Here is a 25057-nt window from a genome sequence, read left to right as displayed (position 1 = left end):
CGGTGGCGACATCCCTCTTTCGCTCAGTTCGACGTCTGCGTTCCGGAAGCCTGCTCCGTGGGCGCGAGCACCGCCGGGATCGTTCCGAACGCGGACGCGGCCACCACGTCGCGGCAGTCGAGCCCATTCTCAAACTGGCAGAACGGTATGTGCAACCTGGCTGTCAGTCCGCTGCACGTATCGATGAAGAGCGGACTGGACAGATAATCGCCCTGCTCGCCGTCATCCAGCGGACCGGCCATCACGCTGGTCGAGGCATGGACCTCTTCGCCCGCGCCGTCGAACTGCAGCTCGGCCACAATGCGGAACAGCCCGAGATTCGTGAGATTCCGGACGGTGATCACGGGGATGCAATTGTCGTTCTTGCTGTGTTCGCTGCGATCGGTCGTGATGGCGCGGGAAACCACGATCTGGAGCGGGCCGCCATGCCCCCTGGCATAGTTCCATCTCAGGACGGGCTCTTTGGTTTTCGGGTCTATCGTACGCGTCAGGCTGACAATCCGGCCGTGGTCACTGACCGCGGTTACCTGATCTGCCGAATAATATTGATCGACCTTCCAGGTTCCGTCGGAAAACAGCAGCACGCGTTCGCCGACTGTCCGTGCCCCGAGGCCGCTTGAGGGAAAGGCCTCGTCATGATCAAATAACGCCGCGGCCGGCGAATTGTTTCCAGAGGAGGATGCGGAGGTAACACCTGAGGTCTGGGCGGTCGCAGGAAAGGCTGCGAACCCCAGAGCGAGAGCTGCTATGGCAAGCGCTTTCAGGCAATTCATGGTCGTCCGCTCCTGCCCATATCGTTTAGGGAGACTATCACATCGGCGATCCGGGTGAATGCGGTGCCGGGAGACTCGTGAATAAAAAAATGTCCGCCCTCGATCCGGATCAGCCGGTGATCTGCCTCCGACCGCGCGGCCCAGGCGGCATCCCGGTCGCCGGCGGTGGCTTGATCCGCCGTGCCGGAAATAGTGACGATGGGGCATCGCAGACGCGCGTTCGCCGCCCGCGCATAACCGTCGTTGGCGCGGAAGTCCGTCCGCATGGTCGGGAGCAGGAGGTCCGCGAGCTCGGGCATGTCGTCGAATTCCGGGGGCAGCCCGCCGAGGCTGCGCACATAGTCCAGGAACGCGCCGTCGTGCAGGTCGGCGACGGAGCGTTGCGGCTCCGTTTGCGGCGCCGCACGGGCCAATGTGATCACGCCCGCGATCTCGTGTCCGGACCGCTCAAGCAGGAGGGCGGTTTCGAACGCGAGCAGGGCGCCGTAGCTGTAGCCGAGTAAAATCGGGCGATCCCAGCCTTCCCGGGCGATGGCCTCCGAAACCTCGCTTGCGATCGCGAAGACATCTACTTCGGCCGTTTCGCTGAAGCGCTCCTCGCGCCCAGGCAACTGGACGGGAACGATGCGAATGTCGGGCAGACCATCCGGCCAGTCACGAAAGAAGCCGGCGCCGGCGCCGGCCGGTGGAAAGCAGATCAGCACAGGCGCGGTATCCGCGCCCGGACCGGCGCGCCGCTGGACCGGCAGCCAGGGTGTCGCAGCCGCCAGGGGGCGTGCCTGCCTGTGCATCAGTCCCGGACGCTCTTCGGACGCATGTCGGTCCAGTTCTCTTCGACATGGGCGACGCAGTCTTTGTGAGAGCCGGTGAAGACGGTCCGCCAGCCCGCAGGAACTGTCTTCGTCGCCGGCCAGAGGCAATATTGCTCTTCTTCGTTGAGCAGCACCTGATGGGTCGCCTGGGTGCTCTCGGTCGGCGCGGGCGCATTATCGGTCACGCTGCTCATCCTTTCCTCGTCTGTCTCGTGCTGACGGTATCTCCGAGCCGCGGGCGTGGCGGTCCGGCGATGGCGCCGCCGGTTCCCGTGCGGCCATTTGCCTCGCCCGGCGAAATCGTGCCCTTCGGCAATATGCCGAGGCGGCGTTCCCGCTTCTCATACATGTCGACCGTCATTTTGTAGGTCGGGCGCGCCCACATTATGAAGAGGGTCAGTTTCAGAAGTGCGGCAGCGAGTGGCATCAGAATACCGTAACCATGAAGACGTATCTTGACATGTCGCGAGCGCGCGGGGCCAACCCCGAAACCGGCTTCCGGACATGGAGGCAGTTTCCACCAAAGGCCGCTCCACTATGAAATGTCGGCAAGGCGTTTGCAATGGATAAGTTATTTGTTCACAATGGCTTCTGGCCAATCATGCTGCGTCGCAGAGAAGCGGTTGAATGGCATGCGCCGGCACTTTTTCGCATATCGGTTTAAGATCGGGTGAGCGTTCCGAAAATGAAGTGTGAGTGGAATGATGGTTGAGTTGCATCGGACCGAACCACACGTTTTCCCGCTTTCCTTGCCGCAGCAGGAGATTTGGCGCGAGCACGCCCTCTTCCCTGGCACGGGAGTGCACACTGTCTCCGCACGCAGTGTATTGGCCGGCCCGCTGGACCTTGGGCATTTTGAAAAGGCGCTGATCTGGGTCTGGGAACGCCACCAGGCATTGCGGTTGACGCCGTGCGCCGTTCCTGACGGCATGGAGCCGGTCCAGGTCGAGGCGCCCGCGCCGCAAAGCTTCGTGCAGGTGCACGATGTCACGGGAACAGGCAATCCGGCGGTGGCGGCGGAAGAGCTGGCGGCCGAACTCGGCCGCCGGGCGATCCCGCTCGATGGCGGGCCGACCTTCCGTTTCGATCTGATCCGTTTTGCGCCCGACCGGCACATCTGGGTGATGAGCTATCACCACATCAATATGGATGCCTGGGCCAACGGCATTCTGGTGCGGGACGTGGCTGCCGCCTATGGCGCCTTCGTTCGGGGCGAAGAGCCGGACCTGCCGCAAGCGCCGTCCTTTGAGGAGGCCGTTGCGAGTGATGCGGTATTCGTGGAGAGCGGGCGTTATGCCAGAGCCGGCGAATATTGGGCGGACCTTTACCGTACGCTTCCCGACCGGCTCGTCGATGCGGTGCCGAGTGTCCTGGAAGGCAAGCCCCCGCAAGGCACGACGCTCTGTCGGATCGGTGTCGACGCGGCGACCATGGCGAATCTGCGCGCGCTTGCCGCGGAGAAGGGGGCGAGCCCGGCCCAGCTTTTCATCGCCGCCGCGCTGATCCTTTTCCACAAGGAATCGGGCGCGACAGACATGGTCTTCGGGATGCCGGTCCTCAACCGGCCGACGGCGCGGGACAAGGAAACCTTCGGCCTTTTCTCGCTGACCACGGCACCCCGGGTAAGGCTCGACCCGGAAGCCGGAATCGACGCCTTCCTCGGTGAACTGAACAGGGCGATGCGCGGCGCGATGCGTCATCACCGCTATCCGCTTTCGGGCATCAACAGGACGCTGGGGCTTGCCGCACAGCGGGTGCTGCAGCTCTTCGATCTCAACATCTCCTACGAGCGGGTCGAATTTGGCGAGCTGCCCTTCGGCGAGGCGACGGCGGGCGTGCCGCGCGTGCTGCTGAACGGTGTCGAGCGCACGCCGGTCGAGATCTTCGTGCGCGAATACGGCGACGGCGAGAGGGTAGAGGTCGATCTGGATCTTTCCCTCGGTGCTTTCGATCCGAAGGAAGCCCAGGCGCTCGCGTATCGCTACGAGTTGGTATTGCGTTGGCTGTCTTCTGGTGCTGATGGCCGTTTGTCTTCGGTACCTCTTGTGGGGGATGGTGAGCGGTGCTGGTTGTTGGATGGCGTGAACGCGACGGGTCGTGATTACGGTGCTTTCGAGCCGGTGATCCGCGGCTTGGAGCGTGTTGCAGCGGAAGATCCGACGCGTGCGTGCGTGCGCTTCGAGGGTGTGGAGCTCGGCTATGGGGAGTTGAACACGCGCGCGAACGCGCTGGCGCGCCGGCTCATGCGTGCGGGCGTCGGTCGCGACGTTCGGGTCGGGGTGGCGCTGGAGCGCTCTGTGGATCTGGTGGTGGCGCTGCTTGCGGTGATGAAGGCGGGCGGGGCTTATGTTCCGCTCGACCCGGAACTGCCGGCGGAGAGGTTGAGTTTCATGATCGGGGACGCGGCGGCGCCGGTTGTGGTGACGCGTACGGGGCTTCTCGATGTGCTGCCGGTGCATGGTGGGCGCACGATCTGCGTCGACGACGCGGGCAGAAGCAGCCGCAGAGGCGCCGATGCCGGCAATCCTGATGTGGAGCTCGGCCCGAACGACCTGGCCTATGTGATCTACACCTCGGGCTCGACGGGCCAGCCGAAGGGGGTGATGAACGAGCATGGGGGTCTGGCGAACCGGCTGCTCTGGATGCAGGAGCGCTTCGGGATCGGCGCGGGGGACCGGGTGCTGCAGAAGACGCCCTATACCTTCGACGTCTCGGTGTGGGAGTTCTTCTGGCCGCTGATGAGCGGGGCCTGTCTCGTCGTTGCGAAGCCGGGCGGCCACAAGGACCCGGACTATCTGGCGCGGGTGATGGCGGAGGAGGGGATCTCGGTTCTGCACTTCGTGCCCTCGATGCTGCAGGCCTTCCTCGGCCATGGCGGTTCGGCGGCGAGGCTGAGCGAGTGCAGGTCCCTGCGCTACGTGATGTGCAGCGGCGAGGCGCTGTCGCCCGGTCTGGTGGAACGGTTCGAGAGCCTGAAGCCCCGCGCCGCGGAACTGCACAATCTCTACGGTCCGACGGAAGCTGCGATCGACGTGACGCACTGGCCCTGCGGCTCTCCGGCGTCGGACCCGCTGCCGATCGGCCATGCGATCGCGAACACCAGTCTCTATGTGCTGGACAGCGCGCTGGAGCCTGTGCCCGTGGGTGTTGCGGGCGATCTCTGGATCGGCGGTGTGCAGGTTTCGCGCGGCTATCTCGGGCGTCCGGCGCTGACGGCCGGGAGTTTCATCGCGGATCCGTACTCAAAGACGCCCGGATCGCGGATGTACCGGACGGGGGACATCGCGCGGCGGCGCGCGGACGGGTCGCTGGTCTATCTCGGCCGGAGCGACTTCCAGGTAAAGCTCAGAGGCTTCCGGATCGAGCTCGGGGAGATCGAGTCGGCGCTGATGAGCCACGGCTCGATCAGGGAGGCGGCGGTGCTTCTGCGCGAGGATCGCCAGGGCGATCCGCGTCTGGTGGGGTATCTGGTTGCGGAAGGCAATGTCGTTCCGGCGGATCTCGGTCCGACGCTCCGGGAACGCTTGCCGGATCATATGGTCCCCGGTGACTGGGTGACTCTCGACGCGCTGCCGGTCACGTCGAACGGGAAGCTGGACCGCAAGGCGCTTCCGGCGCCGGAGCTGACGGCGGCGGGTCTTGGCGGCCGTCCCCGGGGCCCGGAGGAGGAAGTGTGCTGCGCGGTCCTGGCGGGCGTTCTTGGGCGCGAGGAGGTCGGGGCCGAGGACAATTTCTTCGCGCTCGGCGGGCATTCTCTGCTGGCGGTGCAGGTTGTCGGCCGGTTGCGCAAGGCGCTCGGCGTCGACCTTCCCGCCAACGCCGTCTTCGCTCACCCAACAGCCAGAAACCTCGCTAAACATCTCAGAAACGCTAAACGCACTGCGCCTCGGGCCTCCATCCGCCGGGATCCGGAAGCCGTCCGGCCGGCGAGTTCCGCGGAAGCGCGTCTGTGGGTGCTGCAGCAGCGCGATCCGGACGACACGGCCTATAACATGACCGGGGCCATCGATATTCACGGGGCGCTCGACTCCCGCGCGATGGCGCGCGCGCTGATGGCCGTCCAGCTCCGGCATCCCTTGTTGCACAGCCTGTTCCGCGAGATGGACGGGCAGCTCAAGGTGGTACCCCGGCGGGATCTGGTCGCCAGCCCCGCTATCGAGACGCTCGAGGGTGACGCCTCGGCGGCCGAGCGCCACGAGGCCGCGACGCCGTTCGCGCTCGATGCCGAGCTCCCGTTTCGCGCCCGGATCCTCCATCTCGGCCGGGATCGCTGGCGCGTTCTGATTGCCTTTCATCACATCGCGGCGGATGCGGATTCCATCGCGCTTTTCGGGCGCGATCTCGAAACCGCCTACCGCGAAGCACTGGCTGTGCCCGATGCCGATTCCGGGGAGCTCGCGGCGCGTCTGCCGGCGCCGGGACTCGATCCGCTAGCCGCCGAGGACGGACTGGATTTCGATCCGGGCGGAGTCGGCGCCGAAGCGCTCGAACGCTGGACCGAACGGCTTGCCGGCCTCGCTTGCGGCCCTGTGCTCCCGCGAGCGGAGGAGACGCGGCCCGATGCTCCCGTCCTCGTCGAGAAACTCTTTGTCGAGCCGGGCCTGCGCCGGCGGATAGCGGCCCGCGCAAGGGCCGCCGGTCTGACACCTTTCATGCTCCTCCACACGGCATTGGCGGTCGCGCTGCACCGTTTCGGCGGTGGCGATGAGGTGGTGATCGGGACGCCGGTGAGCCAGCGTGCCGAGGGGGATTCGGCGGGGACCATCGGCATGATGCTGAATTCGGTCCCGCTCCGACTCTCCGTCGATGGTGAAACGACCCTCGGGTCGCTCGCTGACAGGGCGCGCGACAGCCTGATCTCCGGGCTGGCGGATGCCTGGGTTCCGCTCGACCGGATCGCCGCCGCCGTTTCGGGAGACCGGCGGGACGAACTCTTTCGCATTCTGCTGACCACCCATCCGCCGCATCTGGATGCGCTGCGGCTCGGCGCGGCCGAGGTCTCGGTCCGCGTTTTGCCGCAGGCGCGGGCGAAGATGGACCTCGTGCTGCTGGCGGCAGACGACGGCGCCGCCATGGAAATCACCATCGAACATGCCGCCGGCCTGTTCCCGCCGGGCGGCGCGGCGCGCTTTGCCGAGGCGCTCGGACGCATTCTCGAGGCCGTCGCGGAACGGCCGGAAGAACAGGTCGGGCGCGTCTCCCTCTTCGCGTCCGGTTCTCCTGAGCGTGCGGCGGAAGTCTCAGGTGCGGAGATCGTCGATGCACGCGGTGCGCCGGACGGGACGATTGTGTCGCGCTTTGCGGAGATGGCGGCGCGGCACGGTGCGCTTCCGGCGCTCGAGGGGGCGGACGGCGCCGCGCTGAGCTATGCGGAGCTGGACCGGGTGACGGACGAACTGGCCGCCGGGCTGGCGGCCCGCGGTGTCACGCGCGGTACGCCGGTCGGCGTCAGCATGGCGCGCGGGAGTCGGCAGATTGCACTCTTCCTGGCGGTGCTGAAGGCCGGCGGGGCTTATGTGCCGCTCGACCCGGAGCAACCGGGCTCCCGGCTTGCCGGGATGGCCGAGGATGCGGGTGTTGCCCTTGTGGTGACGGACGGCGGGGCGGCGGACTGGCTGCCGGGCGGGATCGCTGCGGTCTTGTCTGACGGTCTCGCGGTTCCGGGCGGGAGAGCGCACTGTCCCGCGACGCTCGGTGCTGACGCGGCCTACATCATGTTCACCAGCGGCTCGACCGGGCGGCCGAAGGGCATCCGGGTGCCGCACCGGGCGGTGCTGCGGCTGTCCATCGATCCCGGCTTCGCGACCTTCGGCCCCGGCAAGCGGGTCGCGCAGATCGCGACGACGGCGTTCGACGCCGCGACCTACGAGATCTGGTGCGCCCTGCTGAACGGCGCGACCACGGTCGTGATCGGACGCGAGGCGACTTACGACCCGAATGCTCTTGCGGCAGCGCTCGGCGCGGCCCGGCCGCACTCCATGTTTCTGACGACCGCGGTCTTCAACCGCGCGGCGGCGTCGGATATGGATGTGTTTGCCGGCATGGAAGAGCTGCTCGTCGGCGGCGAACGTGTCGATCCGGACGCGGTACGCGCGGCGGTGAAACGCTGGCCCGATCTCGGGATATCCAACCTTTACGGGCCGACCGAAACGACGACATTTGCCAGTCATTATCCCGTCGACCGGGTCCCCGAAGGGTCCGGGAATGTACCGATCGGCGGTCCGATACGGGGCACCGCGCTCTATGTTCTCGACGCTCATCTGGAGCCGGTGCCGCGCGGCGTCGCGGGCGAGCTCTATATCGGCGGTGCCGGTCTCGCGGACGGATATGTCGGGCGGCCGGGGCAGACGGCGGAGGTCTTTGTTGCCGATCCCTTCTGCAATGTACCGGGCGCGCGGATGTACCGGACCGGCGACCTTGTCCGGCGCCGTGCCGACGGAGCAGTCGAATATCTCGGCCGCGTCGACCGGCAGATCAAGCTGCGCGGCTTCCGCATCGAGCCGGGCGAGATCGAGGCGGCTTTGCGCGAGGTCTGCGGCGCGGATCAAACGGTCGTGGATGTGCGGGAGGTCGACGGCGACCGGGCGCTCTATGGCTGGGTGGTCGCGCCGGACGGCGCGGATACGCGGCGCTGGCGCGATGCGCTGGCGGAACGCTTGCCGGGCTGGATGGTGCCGCGGCGGATCGCCGTGCTCGACGCCCTGCCGCTGACGCCGAACGGCAAGCTCGACAGGGCGGTGCTCATGCTGCCAGAGGGTGAGAGCGAACGGACGGATGCGGGACCGGTGACATATGCCACCGACACCGAGCGCGCGCTTGCCGCACTCTGGTCGGAGCTTCTGGGTGGAGGGAACATCCGGCCCGATGACGGCTTCTTCAATGTGGGCGGCCATTCGCTGCTTGGCGTCCGCCTCGTGGCGCGAATCCGGGAACGCTTCGGCGCCGCGCTGCCGCTCAAGACCGTTTTCGCGAGACCGCGTCTTGCCGACATGGCGGCGGAAATCGATGCGCTCGGCGGCGCGGCCGAGGATTATCCGTCAGCGTCGGACTGGCCGGACGCCCGTCGGCCGGCCTCCGCCATGCAGAGACGCCTTGCCCTGATGGACCAGATCGACGGCTCCGGAATTGCCTATACGGTGCCGGTTGTCACTCTGTTCGAAGGCGTGCCCGACCCGGCAAGACTGCAGCAGGCCCTCCGGATGGTGGCCGCGCGCCATGAGCCGCTGCGCACCGCGATCCGCATCGGTGACCAGGTCGAAGGCATGGTTCTGCCGGTGGACGGTCTGTTGTTGCGGCATGAAAAGCTCTCCGCCGCGGATCAGGAAGAGGCGTGGAAGGTCACCGGAGAGATGGCGCGCGAACTGGCGCAGGTGCCGTTCCAACTGGATGCCGACCTGCCGATCCGCGCGAGCCTGCTGGATTTCGCCGGTACCCGATCGGCTTTGATATTGGTCGTGCACCATAACGCGGTGGACGGTCATTCCGTGCCCGTGCTCCTGCGCGACTTGGCCGCGTTCTATCAGGACGAGCAACCCGCGCCACCGCCTTTCCGCTACAGCGACTGGGTGACATGGCGCGAGGGCGCGGAGCGGTCCGCGCGGGATGCGGCGGCGCTTGCCGGCGCGCGGGAGGTGCTGGACGGTGCGCCGCCGTTGCTTGAGCTACCGACCGATTTCCCGCGCCCTGCCCAGCGCAGTCATCTGGGCGGTATCGTGCCTTTCAAGATCGACCCGGCTCTCGAGGCGGCCGTCAAGGAGCGGGCACAGACCCTCTCGGCGACGCCTTTCGCGCTGATGGTCGCCGCCTACGCGGTTCTGCTCGCCCGCACCGCCGGAACCGACGACCTTGTGCTCGGCATTCCGTTCGACGGTCGCGAGGTTGCGGCGGCGGACGATCTCGTCGGCTTCTTCGCCGATACCGCGGCGATCCGGGTCCGCTTCGATGACGACCCGTCAGCCGCCGCGCTCATCGCCCGCGTCCAGGACGAACTGGCCCGCGCGCTCTCCGAGCCGGCGCCGCTCGACCGGCTGATCGAGGCCATGGACCTGAAGCGCGACACAAGCCGCACACCGCTTTTCCAGGCGATGGTCGCTTACAATGAGGAGGCGCAGCCGCGCCTGAGCCTCGGTGGTCTCGAAGGCCGTCCGCTCGCCGTGCATCCCGGTACCGCCAAATTCGACCTGCAGCTCCAGATCCTGCGCGAGGAGAACGGCCTGAGCGGGGCGCTCGAATACGCGGGCGATCTGTTTGCGCCAGAGACCGCTCAGTCTCTGACCAAGCGCTACGAGTTGGTATTGCGTTGGCTGTCTTCTGGTGCTGATGGCCGTTTGTCTTCGGTACCTCTTGTGGGGGATGGTGAGCGGTGCTGGTTGTTGGATGGCGTGAACGCGACGGGTCGTGATTACGGTGCTTTCGAGCCGGTGATCCGCGGCTTGGAGCGTGTTGCAGCGGAAGATCCGACGCGTGCGTGCGTGCGCTTCGAGGGTGTGGAGCTCGGCTATGGGGAGTTGAACACGCGCGCGAACGCGCTGGCGCGCCGGCTCATGCGTGCGGGCGTCGGTCGCGACGTTCGGGTCGGGGTGGCGCTGGAGCGCTCTGTGGATCTGGTGGTGGCGCTGCTTGCGGTGATGAAGGCGGGCGGGGCTTATGTTCCGCTCGACCCGGAACTGCCGGCGGAGAGGTTGAGTTTCATGATCGGGGACGCGGCGGCGCCGGTTGTGGTGACGCGTACGGGGCTTCTCGATGTGCTGCCGGTGCATGGTGGGCGCACGATCTGCGTCGACGACGCGGGCAGAAGCAGCCGCAGAGGCGCCGATGCCGGCAATCCTGATGTGGAGCTCGGCCCGAACGACCTGGCCTATGTGATCTACACCTCGGGCTCGACGGGCCAGCCGAAGGGGGTGATGAACGAGCATGGGGGTCTGGCGAACCGGCTGCTCTGGATGCAGGAGCGCTTCGGGATCGGCGCGGGGGACCGGGTGCTGCAGAAGACGCCCTATACCTTCGACGTCTCGGTGTGGGAGTTCTTCTGGCCGCTGATGAGCGGGGCCTGTCTCGTCGTTGCGAAGCCGGGCGGCCACAAGGACCCGGACTATCTGGCGCGGGTGATGGCGGAGGAGGGGATCTCGGTTCTGCACTTCGTGCCCTCGATGCTGCAGGCCTTCCTCGGCCATGGCGGTTCGGCGGCGAGGCTGAGCGAGTGCAGGTCCCTGCGCTACGTGATGTGCAGCGGCGAGGCGCTGTCGCCCGGTCTGGTGGAACGGTTCGAGAGCCTGAAGCCCCGCGCCGCGGAACTGCACAATCTCTACGGTCCGACGGAAGCTGCGATCGACGTGACGCACTGGCCCTGCGGCTCTCCGGCGTCGGACCCGCTGCCGATCGGCCATGCGATCGCGAACACCAGTCTCTATGTGCTGGACAGCGCGCTGGAGCCTGTGCCCGTGGGTGTTGCGGGCGATCTCTGGATCGGCGGTGTGCAGGTTTCGCGCGGCTATCTCGGGCGTCCGGCGCTGACGGCCGGGAGTTTCATCGCGGATCCGTACTCAAAGACGCCCGGATCGCGGATGTACCGGACGGGGGACATCGCGCGGCGGCGCGCGGACGGGTCGCTGGTCTATCTCGGCCGGAGCGACTTCCAGGTAAAGCTCAGAGGCTTCCGGATCGAGCTCGGGGAGATCGAGTCGGCGCTGATGAGCCACGGCTCGATCAGGGAGGCGGCGGTGCTTCTGCGCGAGGATCGCCAGGGCGATCCGCGTCTGGTGGGGTATCTGGTTGCGGAAGGCAATGTCGTTCCGGCGGATCTCGGTCCGACGCTCCGGGAACGCTTGCCGGATCATATGGTCCCCGGTGACTGGGTGACTCTCGACGCGCTGCCGGTCACGTCGAACGGGAAGCTGGACCGCAAGGCGCTTCCGGCGCCGGAGCTGACGGCGGCGGGTCTTGGCGGCCGTCCCCGGGGCCCGGAGGAGGAAGTGTGCTGCGCGGTCCTGGCGGGCGTTCTTGGGCGCGAGGAGGTCGGGGCCGAGGACAATTTCTTCGCGCTCGGCGGGCATTCTCTGCTGGCGGTGCAGGTTGTCGGCCGGTTGCGCAAGGCGCTCGGCGTCGACCTTCCCGCCAACGCCGTCTTCGCTCACCCAACAGCCAGAAACCTCGCTAAACATCTCAGAAACGCTAAACGGGCGGATGACAAGCCGATCGCGAAAACGGATCGTGGGACCGTGCTGCCGTCGGTCGGTCAGGAACAGCTCTGGTTTCTCTCGAGCCTCGAGGGCTCCAATGCCTACAACGTGCCGGACGGGTTTATCATCGACGGACCGCTCGACCTGGAGGCGCTTTCCGGCGCGGTCTCCGACATCGTCGCCCGGCACGAAGCACTCCGGACCCTGCTCGTGGAGGAGGACGGACGTCTGATCGCGAAGGTGTTGCCGCCGTCGCAGGTCGCCGTCCCGCTGGAGACGCTAGAAAGCAATGACGAGGCATCGATCCGCACCTGGTTCGAGGCGAAGGGTCTCGAGAGTTTCGATCTCGGTCGCGACATGCCGGTGCGCGCCTCGGTCGCGGTCCTGCCGGACGGGCGTCATCTGCTGGCGCTGGTGATGCATCACAGCGCCACCGATGGCGGTTCGGCCCCGGTGGTTTACCGCGATCTCACCATGGCCTATCACGCGCGCTGTCGCGGCCGGGCGCTTGCCCTGCCGCCGCTCTCGATCGAGTATTACGACTGGGCGGCCTGGCAGCGGGAACGCTTGGCCGCATCCGAGACAGCGGAGAACATCGATACGGTCGCAAGAAGGCTTGCCGGTGCGCCGCAGATGCTCGACCTGCCGGAGGATTACCAGCGCGCCGACCCGCAGGCTTTCGAGGGGGCGATGCTGCACCTGCCGGTGCCCGGCAAGCTCGCCCGTGCCCTGCGCGGCAAGGCGCGGGAGAAGCAGGCGACGCTCTTCATGCTGCTGCTCGCCGGGCTTGGCGTCACGCTGCAGAGGCTCTCGGGCGAGAGCGACATCGTGGTCGGTGCGCCGGCCTCCGGTCGGGACCGGGGCGAGGTGCAGGATCTGGTCGGCTATTTCGTCAACACGGTGCCGCTTCGTCTTCGTCTGGAGGATGCCGGTTCGCTCGACGAGGCGATCGAGATCGCGCGGCGCGAGGTTCTGGAGGGTTTCACTTTTCAGGACCTGCCGATGGACCGGGTGGTGCAGGCGCTCGCTCCGGATCGGGCGGCGGGGCGCACGCCGCTCTTCCGCGTGATGCTGGTCCTGCAGCCGGCGGACCGTATGGCTCTCGGACTCGACGGCGCGACCGTGACGCCGGTGCATGTCGATGCGGTCAGCGCGCGTTACGATCTTACCTTCGCCTTCGACGAACTCGGTGACGGGCTCGGGCTTGTGGTGCATTACGCCGCCGACCTCTTCAGCGAGGCGACTGCCCGGCGTTTCGCCCGGTATTATGAGAAGGTGCTCTCCGATCTCGTGGTCGAACCGGAAACAGATCTGGCGGCGCTCTCCCTCTTCGCGTCCGGTTCTCCTGAGCGTGCGGCGGAAGTCTCAGGTGCGGAGATCGTCGATGCACGCGGTGCGCCGGACGGGACGATTGTGTCGCGCTTCGCGGAGATGGCGGCGCGGCACGGTGCGCTTCCGGCGCTCGAGGGGGCGGACGGCGCCGCGCTGAGCTATGCGGAGCTGGACCGGGTGACGGACGAACTGGCCGCCGGGCTGGCGGCCCGCGGTGTCACGCGCGGTACGCCGGTCGGCGTCAGCATGGCGCGCGGGAGTCGGCAGATTGCACTCTTCCTGGCGGTGCTGAAGGCCGGCGGGGCTTATGTGCCGCTCGACCCGGAGCAACCGGGCTCCCGGCTTGCCGGGATGGCCGAGGATGCGGGTGTTGCCCTTGTGGTGACGGACGGCGGGGCGGCGGACTGGCTGCCGGGCGGGATCGCTGCGGTCTTGTCTGACGGTCTCGCGGTTCCGGGCGGGAGAGCGCACTGTCCCGCGACGCTCGGTGCTGACGCGGCCTACATCATGTTCACCAGCGGCTCGACCGGGCGGCCGAAGGGCATCCGGGTGCCGCACCGGGCGGTGCTGCGGCTGTCCATCGATCCCGGCTTCGCGACCTTCGGCCCCGGCAAGCGGGTCGCGCAGATCGCGACGACGGCGTTCGACGCCGCGACCTACGAGATCTGGTGCGCCCTGCTGAACGGCGCGACCACGGTCGTGATCGGACGCGAGGCGACTTACGACCCGAATGCTCTTGCGGCAGCGCTCGGCGCGGCCCGGCCGCACTCCATGTTTCTGACGACCGCGGTCTTCAACCGCGCGGCGGCGTCGGATATGGATGTGTTTGCCGGCATGGAAGAGCTGCTCGTCGGCGGCGAACGTGTCGATCCGGACGCGGTACGCGCGGCGGTGAAACGCTGGCCCGATCTCGGGATATCCAACCTTTACGGGCCGACCGAAACGACGACATTTGCCAGTCATTATCCCGTCGACCGGGTCCCCGAAGGGTCCGGGAATGTACCGATCGGCGGTCCGATACGGGGCACCGCGCTCTATGTTCTCGACGCTCATCTGGAGCCGGTGCCGCGCGGCGTCGCGGGCGAGCTCTATATCGGCGGTGCCGGTCTCGCGGACGGATATGTCGGGCGGCCGGGGCAGACGGCGGAGGTCTTTGTTGCCGATCCCTTCTGCAATGTACCGGGCGCGCGGATGTACCGGACCGGCGACCTTGTCCGGCGCCGTGCCGACGGAGCAGTCGAATATCTCGGCCGCGTCGACCGGCAGATCAAGCTGCGCGGCTTCCGCATCGAGCCGGGCGAGATCGAGGCGGCTTTGCGCGAGGTCTGCGGCGCGGATCAAACGGTCGTGGATGTGCGGGAGGTCGACGGCGACCGGGCGCTCTATGGCTGGGTGGTCGCGCCGGACGGCGCGGATACGCGGCGCTGGCGCGATGCGCTGGCGGAACGCTTGCCGGGCTGGATGGTGCCGCGGCGGATCGCCGTGCTCGACGCCCTGCCGCTGACGCCGAACGGCAAGCTCGACAGGGCGGTGCTCATGCTGCCAGAGGGTGAGAGCGAACGGACGGATGCGGGACCGGTGACATATGCCACCGACACCGAGCGCGCGCTTGCCGCACTCTGGTCGGAGCTTCTGGGTGGAGGGAACATCCGGCCCGATGACGGCTTCTTCAATGTGGGCGGCCATTCGCTGCTTGGCGTCCGCCTTGTGGCGCGGATCCGGGAGCGCTTCGGCGTCACCCTGCAACTGCGCATGATCTTTGAGCGGCCGGGTCTGCGGGCCATGGCACGGACGATCGACGATCTGCGCAAATCGGCAGGAGATGCGCCGGCAAGTGGAGGGGACGGCCCGATCACACGCAGGGCGCGGCGTTCCGGCAAGAGAGGTATGGAACTGACATGAGCCCCGATGGTCTCGGCGACAGGCTGGATGTCGTTCTCGAACCCGACCTGCCGCTTTCGACGATGCAGCTCGGTATTCTCGCCGAGCAATGGTTGGCGCCGCGGAGCACGCGTTACAATGTGCCCGTCGCTTTCCGGGTTCGCGGCCGGATCGATCTCGCGTCACTGCGTGCTGCGCTCTCCTGGCTGGCGGCGCGGCACGAGGTCCTGCGCACGGTCTACCGGGACGGTCCGGACGGACCCGTGCAGGCGATCGCGGAGGAGGTGCCCGAGCTTCTGACGGTCGCCTCGGTCGATGGCCCGGAAGCGCTTGGAGCGGCTGCCCGCCGGGAAGCGGGGCATGTCTTCGATCTCAGATCGGAACTTCCGCTTCATGCCGTGTACATTTCCGCCAGTCCGGACGAGGGGGCGATCGTCCTCGTCTTCCACCATATTGCCGTCGACGGCTGGTCGCTGCGGCTGTTGCTGGACGAACTGGCCGCTGCCTACCGGGCCCGTACGGAGGGAAAGGCGCCGGACCTGCCGGAGCCGGACCTGCAATATGCGGATTGGGGCGCATGGCAGCAGGAGCATCTTGCGCGGCCGGAGGCAGAGGCCTTGCGTCGCGCTGCCATCGACCGGCTTGCTGCGATCGAGGAGGACTTCGGCCTGCCGCCGCGTCCGGCGCTTCGGGACGAAGCCGGCAACGGTGCCGAGATGCTCCCGTTCGAGCTGGACGGCGCGGCCGTCGCCCAGGCGGAGGAAACGGCACGGCGCCTCGGGATAAGTCTTTACGCCCTGCTGGCCGGAGCCTATGGGCTGGTCCTCGGGCGGCTCTGCAACCGTGAGCGGTTTGCTCTCGGCATGCCGGTCGCCTTGCGAGACCGGAGCGAGGTGCACCGCACCGCGGGGTGTTTCGTCAATACCGTAGCCTTTACGGTCGATCTCCGGCCGTTTCTTGATCGGGGCCAATTCCTTGCCGGGCTGCGCGATGCGGTGGTCGATGCGCTGGACGCGCGGGAAATCCCGTTCGAGCAGGTCATGCGCGGTCTTGCCGAGACGCGCGGCGACACGGCGCCGGCCGTCCGCTGTTTCTTCAACTTCGACGATGCGGGGATTGCGCCGCCGGCGCTGCCCGGGCTGGCGGTTGAGATCCTCGATTGCGACCGGGGCACGGCCAAGTTCGACCTGATGATGTCCATGGTGCGAAGCGGAGACGGCATCCGGGCCGGGTTCGATTATGCGATCGGCGTGCTGCCGAAGGAGGTCGCGCGCTCGGTGCCGGACCGCTTTCGCCGGGCGCTCGACTGGCTTTGCAGCGCAGAGGCCGGGCCACTCTCCGGTTTTTCTCTCGTCGAGACAGACGAACGGATCCGGACCGAGGTGCTCGGAACCGGCGAGGAGAGACCCGTTCCGGAAACCACGCTGGATGCCGCGGTTCGTTCCGCCGCGGAACGCGACCCGGAAGGCACCGCGGTCACCGCACCGGACGGGCGCCTTGGTTTCGGGGATTTGGTCGGCGCGGCCGAAGGACTGGCCGATCAACTCGCTGCGGTGGGCACCGGCCGCGGCGACCGTGTCGTGATCCAGGTGCCGCGCGGGTGCGCCTTGCCGGTGGCGATGCTTGGAGCGCTCCGGGCGGGTGCAGCCTATGTGCCGGTCGATCCCGGCATACCGGACCAGAGACTGAGGGATGTTGTTGCGGATGCCGCACCCTCGGCCCTGATCTGCGCGGCGGGGCGCGGTGCGGTTCTCGACGCGGCTTTGCCCGGAACCGTCGCCCTTTTCGAGGCGATGGGGACCGGCTTCCGGCGGGTGCGTGGCGGGGGTGATGCGCAAGTGCGCAGAGAAGCCCTTCCGGACGATCTCGCCTACATGATCTACACCTCCGGCTCCACCGGGCGGCCGAAGGGCGTGATGGTGCCGCATCGCGGGGTGATGAATTATCTCGCCTGGGCGCGCGATGCCTACATGATCGACGAGGGCGACGGCTCGGCGGTGCTGACCGCGACGGCCTTCGACGCCACAATCCTCTCTTTCTGGCTGCCGCTCATAGCCGCCAAGCCGGTGCACCTCCTTCCCGAGGACGGTGCCGTCGAGGAACTGGCGGAGCGGCTGGCCGCTGGCGCCGATTACGGCTTCGTCAAGATGACGCCGGCCCATCTCGACCTTCTGGCGGAGCTGAAACCCGTCGCGGCGCAGAAATCGGGCGCGCGCATGTTCGTCGTCGGCGGCGAGACCCTGTCCGTCGCCTCGACAGCGCCCTGGCGCCGCGATGCGTCCGAGATCCGGCTGATAAACGAATATGGCCCGACCGAGACGGTCGTCGGTTGCACCTGGCACGAGGCGGTTGCGTCGGGTGACGTGGCGGAACCGATCGGGACGCCGATCTGGAATACGAAGCTCTACGTCCTCGACCGCAATCTCGATCCGCTGCCGGCGGGCATGACCGGCGAGCTCTATGTCGGCGGCGCGGGCGTCTCCCGGGGCTACTGGCGGCGGCCGGGGCTGACGGCGGAACGCTTCCTCGCCGATCCGTTTGCGGCGGAGCCGGGTGCGCGGATGTACCGTACCGGCGATCTTGTGCGCTGGCGCCCAGACGGCACGCTCGACTATCTCGGCCGGGCCGACGAACAGCTGAAGGTGCGCGGCTTCCGGATCGAACCCGGCGAGATCGAGGCCGGCCTCCGCTCCATCGAGAGCGTCCGGAGCGCGGCGGTGATCGCGGTCGGCGAGGGCAGCGACAAGCGTCTGGTCGCGTTCGTGACCGGAGACGCGGACCCCGAGGCCTGCCGCGCTCGGCTCTCCGCTCTCTTGCCCGCGCACATGGTTCCGGAGCAGATCCAGAAACATCTCGCCCTCCCGCTGACCGGCAGCGGAAAGATCGACCGCCGCCGCCTCGCGGCTCTCGCGGCGGAACCGCCGGCGTCCATGGCAGGCAATTCCGACGCGGCGCCGTCCGGTGCCGACGCGGAGAAATGCGCCGCCCTGGTCGATCTGTGGCGGGCGGTCCTGAAGAACGACACTGCAGGCGCGGAGACCGATTTCTTCCAGTCCGGTGGCACTTCGCTGGCGGCGATCCGGCTGATCGCGCGTCTGAAACGGAACTTTGGCGTCGAGCCGAGCTTCGCCGATATCGCCGCCGCGCCGACGCCGGCCGCGCTCGCGAGCCGTCTCTTTGCCGGGCAGGCGAAGCAGGAAACCGCACAGCTGCCGGAGGTGCTTGAGATTGTCCGCGCGGTCCTTAAACAGCCGGATCTTGGCGCCGATGCCGATTTCTTCCAATCGGGTGGGACCTCGCTCGCCGCAATTCGCATCGTCGCCCGCCTGAAACGTGCGCTCGGCCGCGAGGTGGCGAACGACGTGGTGCATCGCGGGCGGACACCGGCTGGCATTGCCGCGCTGCTGGGCGAGACGCGCGCGCCGGCAACCGATGAAGGACCGCCGCTGAAACTGCCGGAGGGCGAGACGCCGATCGCTTCACCCGGCGAGGCTCAGCTCTGGCTCGAGCACGCGCTCGGCGCCGACGCGAGCGCCTATGTCATGCAGGCGGCGATCCGGCTTGCGATGAATGACCCCGAGCGGGATCTGGCTTCCGCTTTCGCGGCACTGGCGGCACGGCACCCGGTATTGCGCACGGCCTATCGGGGCGGCGCGGACGGAACCTCGGTTGAGATCGCCGAAGCGCCGAATCCGGCGATCCGGTCCCTTGACGGCGGCGACGATCCTGAGACGTCCGTGAGGGCCGCGGCGCGGGCGGATGCGGAAGAGCGTTTTGCCGTCGAGAATGGCGAGACCGCGCGGCTGACCTATGTCGCGGATCGGTCCGGGGCCGGTGTCCTGATCCTCACTCTGCACCACATTGTCTCCGATGGAACGACGCTTGGACTGCTGCTGAGGGACCTGACTGCGCTGCTGCAAGGCAAAGGTCTGTCCGCGCCGCCGCAGGCCGAATACCGCGCCTACGCGAAATGGCGCGGCGAGCAGGTCCGCGCGGCGGGCGCGGCGGAGACGGCATTCTGGAAAGCGAAACTGGCAGATGCTCCGGGTCCGCTCGCCTTGCCGGTGGACCGGCCGCGGCATCCGGGGCACCGGCCGCGAGGGGCATCGGTGCTGCTGCGCATCGACGCCGACATCGCCTGTCGCGCCGAAACGCTGGCGCGGGAGCGCGGCGGAACCCTTCAGGGCCTCCTGGTTTCCGCCTACGCCTTGTTCCTGCATCGTCTGACCGGGACCGACGATCTCGTGCTCGGCATTCCGGTGAGTGACCGGCCGGAAGGGTTCGAAGAGGTTGCGGGCCTCTTTCTCAACACCCTGCCGCTGCGCCTTCCCATCGACGGCCGCGAGACCGGTGGAGACCTGCTCGGCCGGGTGCGCGCGGGCATGACGGAACTCCTGAGCCATGCCGGCCTTCCGCTCGCCCGTATCGTCGAAGCCGTCAATCCTGAACGTCACTCCGGGCGAACGCCGCTGCTGCAGACGGTGCTGGACTGGCGCGAGGCTGCGACCGGGGAAGGGCTGCAGACGGATCTGGTCCCGCTGCAGGTGGCGACGGCGCCGTTCGACCTTGCCGCCAGTTTCGCCCGGGACACGGAAGGCGGGATCTCCGGCGGCTTCATCTATGACGATACGCTACTGGACGAAAATACCGTCGTGGCCTGGAGCCGGTCCTTCGCACTGTTGTTCGAGGGGCTGGTCGCCGCGCCGGAACAGGCTGTTGGAACGTTGCCTGCAGTCGCCGAGGACGACATGCCGCGCGCGGTGTTGCACGGTCCGGAACCGGGAGAGGTCCATGACCTCGGAACCTTGCTTGCGCAGAGTCTTGCGGAGCATGCGGAACGCCCTGCCCTCGAGTTCGACGGGACGGTTCTCACTTATGCCGATCTGGGGACGCGGGCGCGCGCCGTGTCGCCGCGCGGCGACACGGTTGCGATCGTCGCCACGGACGATCCTGTCGATCGCGTGGTCGAGGCGCTCGCGGCATTGCTGTCCCACAAGGTGCTTGCGCTGCTCGATCCGGCCTTGCCCGAAGCGCGTAAGGAAAAGATGCGCCGGATTCTCGCCGTAGTCCCGGAGGGAACGGACGGAGCCTATGTCCAGTTCACCAGCGGCTCGACCGGCACGCCGAAGGCCGCGCTGCTCGGCCGCGACGGGCTGGCCAACCTGATCCGGACCATCGGCCGGGATCTCGAAATCGGGCCGGACAGCCGGGTGCTGCAGCTCGCGGCGCCCGCCTTCGATGCCTGGGTCTGGGAAGTCTTCACCACGCTCGGCGCGGGCGGCACGCTGGTTCTGGAGGAACGGGAGGCTCTGCAGGCGGGGGCAGCGCTGGCCACAACCCTGGTGGAGCGTCGGGTCAGTCACGTTACCATCACTCCCTCCGCCTTGGCCGCACTTGGCGAGGGCGAGTTTCCCGAGCTCCGGACGGTGGTCGCGGCAGGAGAAGCCCTGCCGGCCGATCTCGTGGATCTCTGGGCGCCGGAGCGGCGGCTGATCAATGCCTACGGACCTTGCGAGACGACGGTCTGCGCGACGCTCGGGTTCTGCGAGGCCGGTCTGATCCCGGATATCGGCCTGCCGATAACCGGACTGTCCGTCACCGTGACGGATCGCTACGGCCTGCCCGCAATTCCGGGGTCGGTCGGAGAAATCGTGATCGCCGGGACCGGCGTCGGCCTCGGCTATCTCGGCGATGACGGCGCGCCGGCCGAAAGCTTCGTCACCGGACCGGACGGCGCGCGTGCCTACCGCACCGGCGACATGGCGCGGGTGAGCAGCGAGGGGCGAATCCGGTTTGTCGGGCGGGAAGACCGGCAGGTGAAGATCCGGGGCGTGCGGATCGAACTCGACGGGATCGAGCATGCGCTGCGCAGCATTGCCGGCGTCGTCCAGGCGGCTGCGGCGGCCGTGTCCGACGCGGACGGCCGACCGGCGCTTGCCGCCTGGGTCACCGGGCCGGCGCGGGAGGCCGCCGGCGCGCTCCGAGAGGCGCTTGGACAAAAGCTGCCGGAGACCATGCTGCCGGCATTCCTGACAGTGCTCGACGAGATGCCGATGACGGTGACCGGCAAGATCGACCGGACCGCGCTGGTACTGCCGGAAGCCGAGAGCGCGGTGGCGGACGAGACGCCGCGTGACGAAACCGAGGCGGTAATCCTCGACATCTTCCGGGATGTACTCTCGCTACCGAAGCGGCCGGGACGGAATCGGAACTTCTTCACTCTCGGCGGCCACTCGCTCCTTGCGGTCCGTCTGGCGGCCCGGCTCGGCGAGCGGTTCGCGCGCAAGCTGTCTCTGCCGCTGGTCTTCGCGAATCCGACGGCCGCCGGTCTCGCCAGGCTGATCACGGGCGGCGAGGACAGCCGTGCGCCTTGTCTCCTGCGGACATTGCGGGACGGTGCGGTTCCGCCCGCGTTTCTGATTCATCCGGTGGACGGAGTCGGCGCCGTTTACAGCAAGCTCGCCGGGGTCTGGGAAAGCGATCGCCGGATTGTCGCGGTGGAGCAGGGGACCGCTTTCGAGACCCTCGCCGCACAGGCGCAGGTCTATGCCGGTGTCATTGCCGAGGTAGTCGATGAGGGGGTTCCGGTTCTCCTCGCCGGATGGTCGCTCGGGGCGGTGATCGCGGCCGCGGTCGCGGAACGGTTGCGCGACGCGGGCCGGGATGTGAGGCTGGTGCTGCTGGATGCTGCGGCGCCGTCTGGCGGGGACGCCGGGGTTGACGCGGTGCAGATCGAAGCCGCGGCCGTCGAGGCCGGCGCCGATGCAGAGATGGCGGCCCGCGCGCGGGACAATGTTCGCATCACGGCGCAGCATCGTTTCGGCCCGGTTGCCGGACCGGCGGCGCTGGTAAGAGCAAGCGGCACCGAGCGTTCCGGAGCGGACGACGGGCTGGGTTGGGCGGCGGTGTTCGACCGCCTAATCGTGAGAGAGGCTGCAGGGACACACCAGACATTGCTGCGCGAGGGCGACCTTGCGGGGCTGACGCGGGTGATCGAATTGCTTTGGCACGAGCAGGGGGAGCGATAGGGCATGGCGACGCTGGACGGAACCGTACGGCAATTGTTCGAGGGAGATGATTTCGCGGTCATCGTCGAAGCGGACGGGAGCAGCGACAATGCGGCGTCCTGGGTCTCGGCCAACCTTGCAGGCGTCGAGGAACTCGCCAAAACCCACCCGGTCGTCGTGCTGCGCGGCATCGGACTGTCGGAAGAGCAAGGTTTCCCGCCGGTGCGTGATCTCCTGGTCGGTCGCCCGGCGAACTATGTCTATCGCTCGACTCCGCGCACCGAGGTGCTGGAAGGCGTGCTGACGGCGACGGAATATCCGGCGGGCGAAGAGATCCTGATGCATTGCGAGAACGCCTATCAGCGCGACTGGCCGCTGCGCCTTGTGTTCTGCTGCATTACGCCGGCGGAGACCGGCGGGCAAACGCCGGTGGCCGATGTGCGCAAGGTAACCCGGGCTCTCGGCGATGACCTTCTCGACGAGGTCGAGCGTCGCGGCATCCGCTACATCCGGAACTATCACGAGGGCTTCGATCTCGACTGGAAGATTGTGTTCCAGACAGAGGATCGCGGCGCGGTAGAGCGCTTCTGCAAGGCGAACGATATCGAATTCGAATGGACCGCGGACGGACACCTGAAGACCGCCCAGACCTGCCAGGGCACAGCGCGCCATCCGGTGACCGGCGAACGACTCTGGTTCAACCAGGCGCATCTCTTCCACGCTTCGGCCCTCGGAGAGGACGTGCTGGAGGATCTTGTGGACATCTTCGGCGAGGACGGCCTGCCGCGCGACGCCTGTTACGGCGACGGGGCGCCGATCCCGGGGGCGGTGCTGGAGAAAGTCCGGACGGCCTTCCAGGCTGCGGCGCGGCAGTTTGACTGGCAGGCGGGCGACGTGATGCTGGTCGACAACATGCTCGCCTCGCACGCCCGCCGGCCCTTTACCGGCTCGCGCCGGGTGCTGGTCAGCATGGGGCGGATGCATTCCGAGCTGGAAAAGGTTGCGGGCGCGGCGGAATAGGCCGCAGACAAGTAGGGACCGGGGAGGTCGAAACCATGCGCATCGCGCTCGTCAACATGCCGTTCTCGTCACTGCAGATCCCGTCGATCGCGCTGCACCAGCTCGAGACCGTGGTCCGTGAGAAGTTTTCTGACGCCGAGACCAGCGTGCACTATCTGAACCATGATTTCGGCGCGCAGGTCGGGCCGGACCTCTATGCCTGGATCTCGGAGAGTCTCGCCGGTCACACCTGCGGCTTCGGCGAGTGGTTGTTCCGCCATGCCGCCTTCCCGGAGCACGGTGACAATACCGAGGCCTATTTCGCTCGTTACCTGCACCATTTCGGAACGGCACAGGTCGAGCGCTATCACCGCGAGCTGGCACCGGTCAGGGCCGACCTGCCGCGCATCCTCGATGAGATGATCGAGACCCACGGTCTGGCGGATGCCGATATCGTCGGCCTCACCTCGATGTTCTTCCAGAACATGCCGAGCTTCGCTTTGGCGCGGCGACTCAAAGAGACAGGCTCGAAGGCGCTGGTGCTGATGGGCGGGGCCAATTGCGAAGGCAATATGGGCATCGAGATCGTCAATAACGTGCCCTGGCTCGACTATGTTTTCTCCGGCCACGCGCTGGTCAATTTTCCGAAATTCCTCGATGCCTTCCGCGCCGGCGAAACGGCGGCGATGTCGAAGATCGACGGTATCTTCAGTCGAAGCAACAGCCGCTCCATTACTGCGCTCGATCCGGCGGTGAAGGCGCATAGGCCGAGCGACGCGAAGCCGGAGCTGCAGGTCGAGGGCATCAAGGTGGACGGGCCCGAGCGCTCTCTCAACAGCGACGTACCGCTCGATTACGAGGTCTATCTCGAATCCTACAAACGTCATTTCGGCGATTACCGGGCGGACGAGGTGGAGCTGCTGTTCGAGACCTCGCGCGGCTGCTGGTGGGGCGAGAAGGCGCATTGCACCTTCTGCGGCCTGAACGGCGCGACCATGAAATTCCGCGAGATGGGTGTCGATCTCGCCCGCAAGACGATCCAGGAGATGGTCGACAAGTACGCGGACCGGGTGACCCGCTTCGCCAGCGTCGACAACATCATCCCCAAATCCTACACCGACGATCTCTTGCCGGAGCTGGACGTTCCGGACCACGTGACACTGTTCTACGAGGTGAAGGCGGATCTCTCCCGCGCGCAGCTGAAGACCCTGGCGAAGGCCCGCGTCGTCGAGGTCCAGCCGGGCGTCGAGTCGATCGCGACCGAGACCCTGAAGCTGATGCGCAAGGGCACCACCGCCTTCAACAATATCCGCTTCCTCGCGGACTGCGCGGCCGAAGGCGTGAAACCGGTCTGGAACCTGCTGGTCGGCTTTCCGGGCGAGTCCGCCGAGACCTTCGAAATGTACCGGGAGAACCTGCCGCGGCTGACCCATCTGCCGCCGCCTTCCGGCGTGTTTCCGGTGCGCTTCGACCGCTTCAGCCCCTATTTCACCCAGGCGGACTCCTTCGGGCTGGATCTGGAGCCGCTCGACTATCACGACCTGAACTACCCCTTCCCGGAAGAGGTGGTCTGGAACATGGCTTACTATTTCCGCGACCGAAAAATCGACGCGCCGTATCAGGTCGATCTCGCCGAGCACCTGGCGCATCTCCGCGAGGCGGTGACGAAGTGGCGCGCGCGCTGGGAATCCGATGCCGGAGCGCCGAGGCTAAGGCTGATCGAGGACGATTATGGCTGGCTGGTCGAGGACCAGCGGACAGGTCACAAGGTCGAGCACGAACTGGACGACCCGGATGTCGACCTTCTCCGGGCGCTGGAGACGCCGCAGGCGATCTCCAAGGCGCGCGAGATGAATGCCGACAGCCTCGCCTATCTGCAGGAACTGGGGCTGCTGTTCGAGGAGCGCGGCCGGGTGATGTCGCTGGTCATGGAAGGCACGCGGCACGATCTCGATGTCGGTCTGCACAGCTTCGCCGGCTCAAAGGGCCGGGCCGAGAACGCGGCGCTCGGTCTTACTTTCTGACGATGTCCGCCCCGAACACGAAAAAAAAGCCGCGGCAGAAGCGCCGCGGCT

The 25057-nt window shown here is 67.3% G+C and carries 8 protein-coding genes; 4 read left to right on the top strand and 4 right to left on the bottom strand.

Annotation, left to right across the window (positions count from 1 at the left end):
• Positions 1–23: 23 nt before the first annotated feature.
• From ACOOE1_RS11315 to ACOOE1_RS11300, 4 genes are read right to left on the bottom strand one after another with little or no spacing between them, the layout of a single operon-like run.
• Positions 24–773 (bottom strand): hypothetical protein, encoded by a 750-nt coding sequence (locus ACOOE1_RS11315; RefSeq protein ID WP_420402301.1) that lies wholly within the window; start codon positions 771–773, stop codon positions 24–26.
• On the bottom strand, positions 770–1564 hold the full coding sequence (locus ACOOE1_RS11310) for a thioesterase II family protein (protein WP_420402300.1): 795 nt from the start codon (positions 1562–1564) through the stop codon (positions 770–772). The genes ACOOE1_RS11315 and ACOOE1_RS11310 overlap by 4 nt, the downstream gene beginning before the upstream one ends.
• Positions 1564–1770 carry an MbtH family protein gene (locus ACOOE1_RS11305; RefSeq protein WP_420402299.1) on the bottom strand — a complete coding sequence of 69 codons (207 nt, stop codon included), beginning with the start codon at positions 1768–1770 and terminating at the stop codon, positions 1564–1566. The genes ACOOE1_RS11310 and ACOOE1_RS11305 overlap by 1 nt, the downstream gene beginning before the upstream one ends.
• Positions 1771–1775: 5 nt before the next feature.
• A complete protein-coding gene (locus tag ACOOE1_RS11300) occupies positions 1776–2012 on the bottom strand; it encodes a hypothetical protein (protein WP_420402298.1) in 237 nt (78 codons plus the stop codon).
• A 274-nt stretch (positions 2013–2286) separates the two neighbouring features.
• Here ACOOE1_RS11300 and ACOOE1_RS11295 point away from each other — a divergent pair, with 274 nt between their 5' ends.
• Genes ACOOE1_RS11295 through ACOOE1_RS11280 form a run of 4 tightly spaced genes read left to right on the top strand, consistent with a single transcriptional unit; the run spans position 2287 to position 25006 of the window.
• A complete protein-coding gene (locus ACOOE1_RS11295; protein WP_420402297.1) occupies positions 2287–14997 on the top strand; it encodes an amino acid adenylation domain-containing protein in 12711 nt (4236 codons plus the stop codon).
• The gene (locus ACOOE1_RS11290) at positions 14994–22004 is read left to right on the top strand and encodes an amino acid adenylation domain-containing protein (protein WP_420402296.1); all 7011 of its coding nucleotides are present in this window, start codon (positions 14994–14996) and stop codon (positions 22002–22004) included. Before ACOOE1_RS11295 ends, ACOOE1_RS11290 begins: the two co-directional genes overlap by 4 nt.
• 3 nt (positions 22005–22007) lie before the next feature.
• Complete coding sequence (locus ACOOE1_RS11285; protein ID WP_420402295.1) at positions 22008–23003, top strand: TauD/TfdA family dioxygenase; 996 nt, start codon at positions 22008–22010, stop codon at positions 23001–23003.
• A gap of 35 nt (positions 23004–23038) precedes the next feature.
• Complete coding sequence (locus ACOOE1_RS11280; protein ID WP_420402294.1) at positions 23039–25006, top strand: RiPP maturation radical SAM C-methyltransferase; 1968 nt, start codon at positions 23039–23041, stop codon at positions 25004–25006.
• The last annotated feature ends 51 nt before the right edge of the window (positions 25007–25057 follow it).

The sequence above is a fragment of the Nisaea sp. genome (assembly GCF_965216895.1).
GTDB lineage: Bacteria > Pseudomonadota > Alphaproteobacteria > Thalassobaculales > Thalassobaculaceae > Nisaea.
The sequence above is the reverse complement of the archived record's forward strand: the minus strand, read 5'-3'. Positions and strand labels throughout refer to the sequence as shown.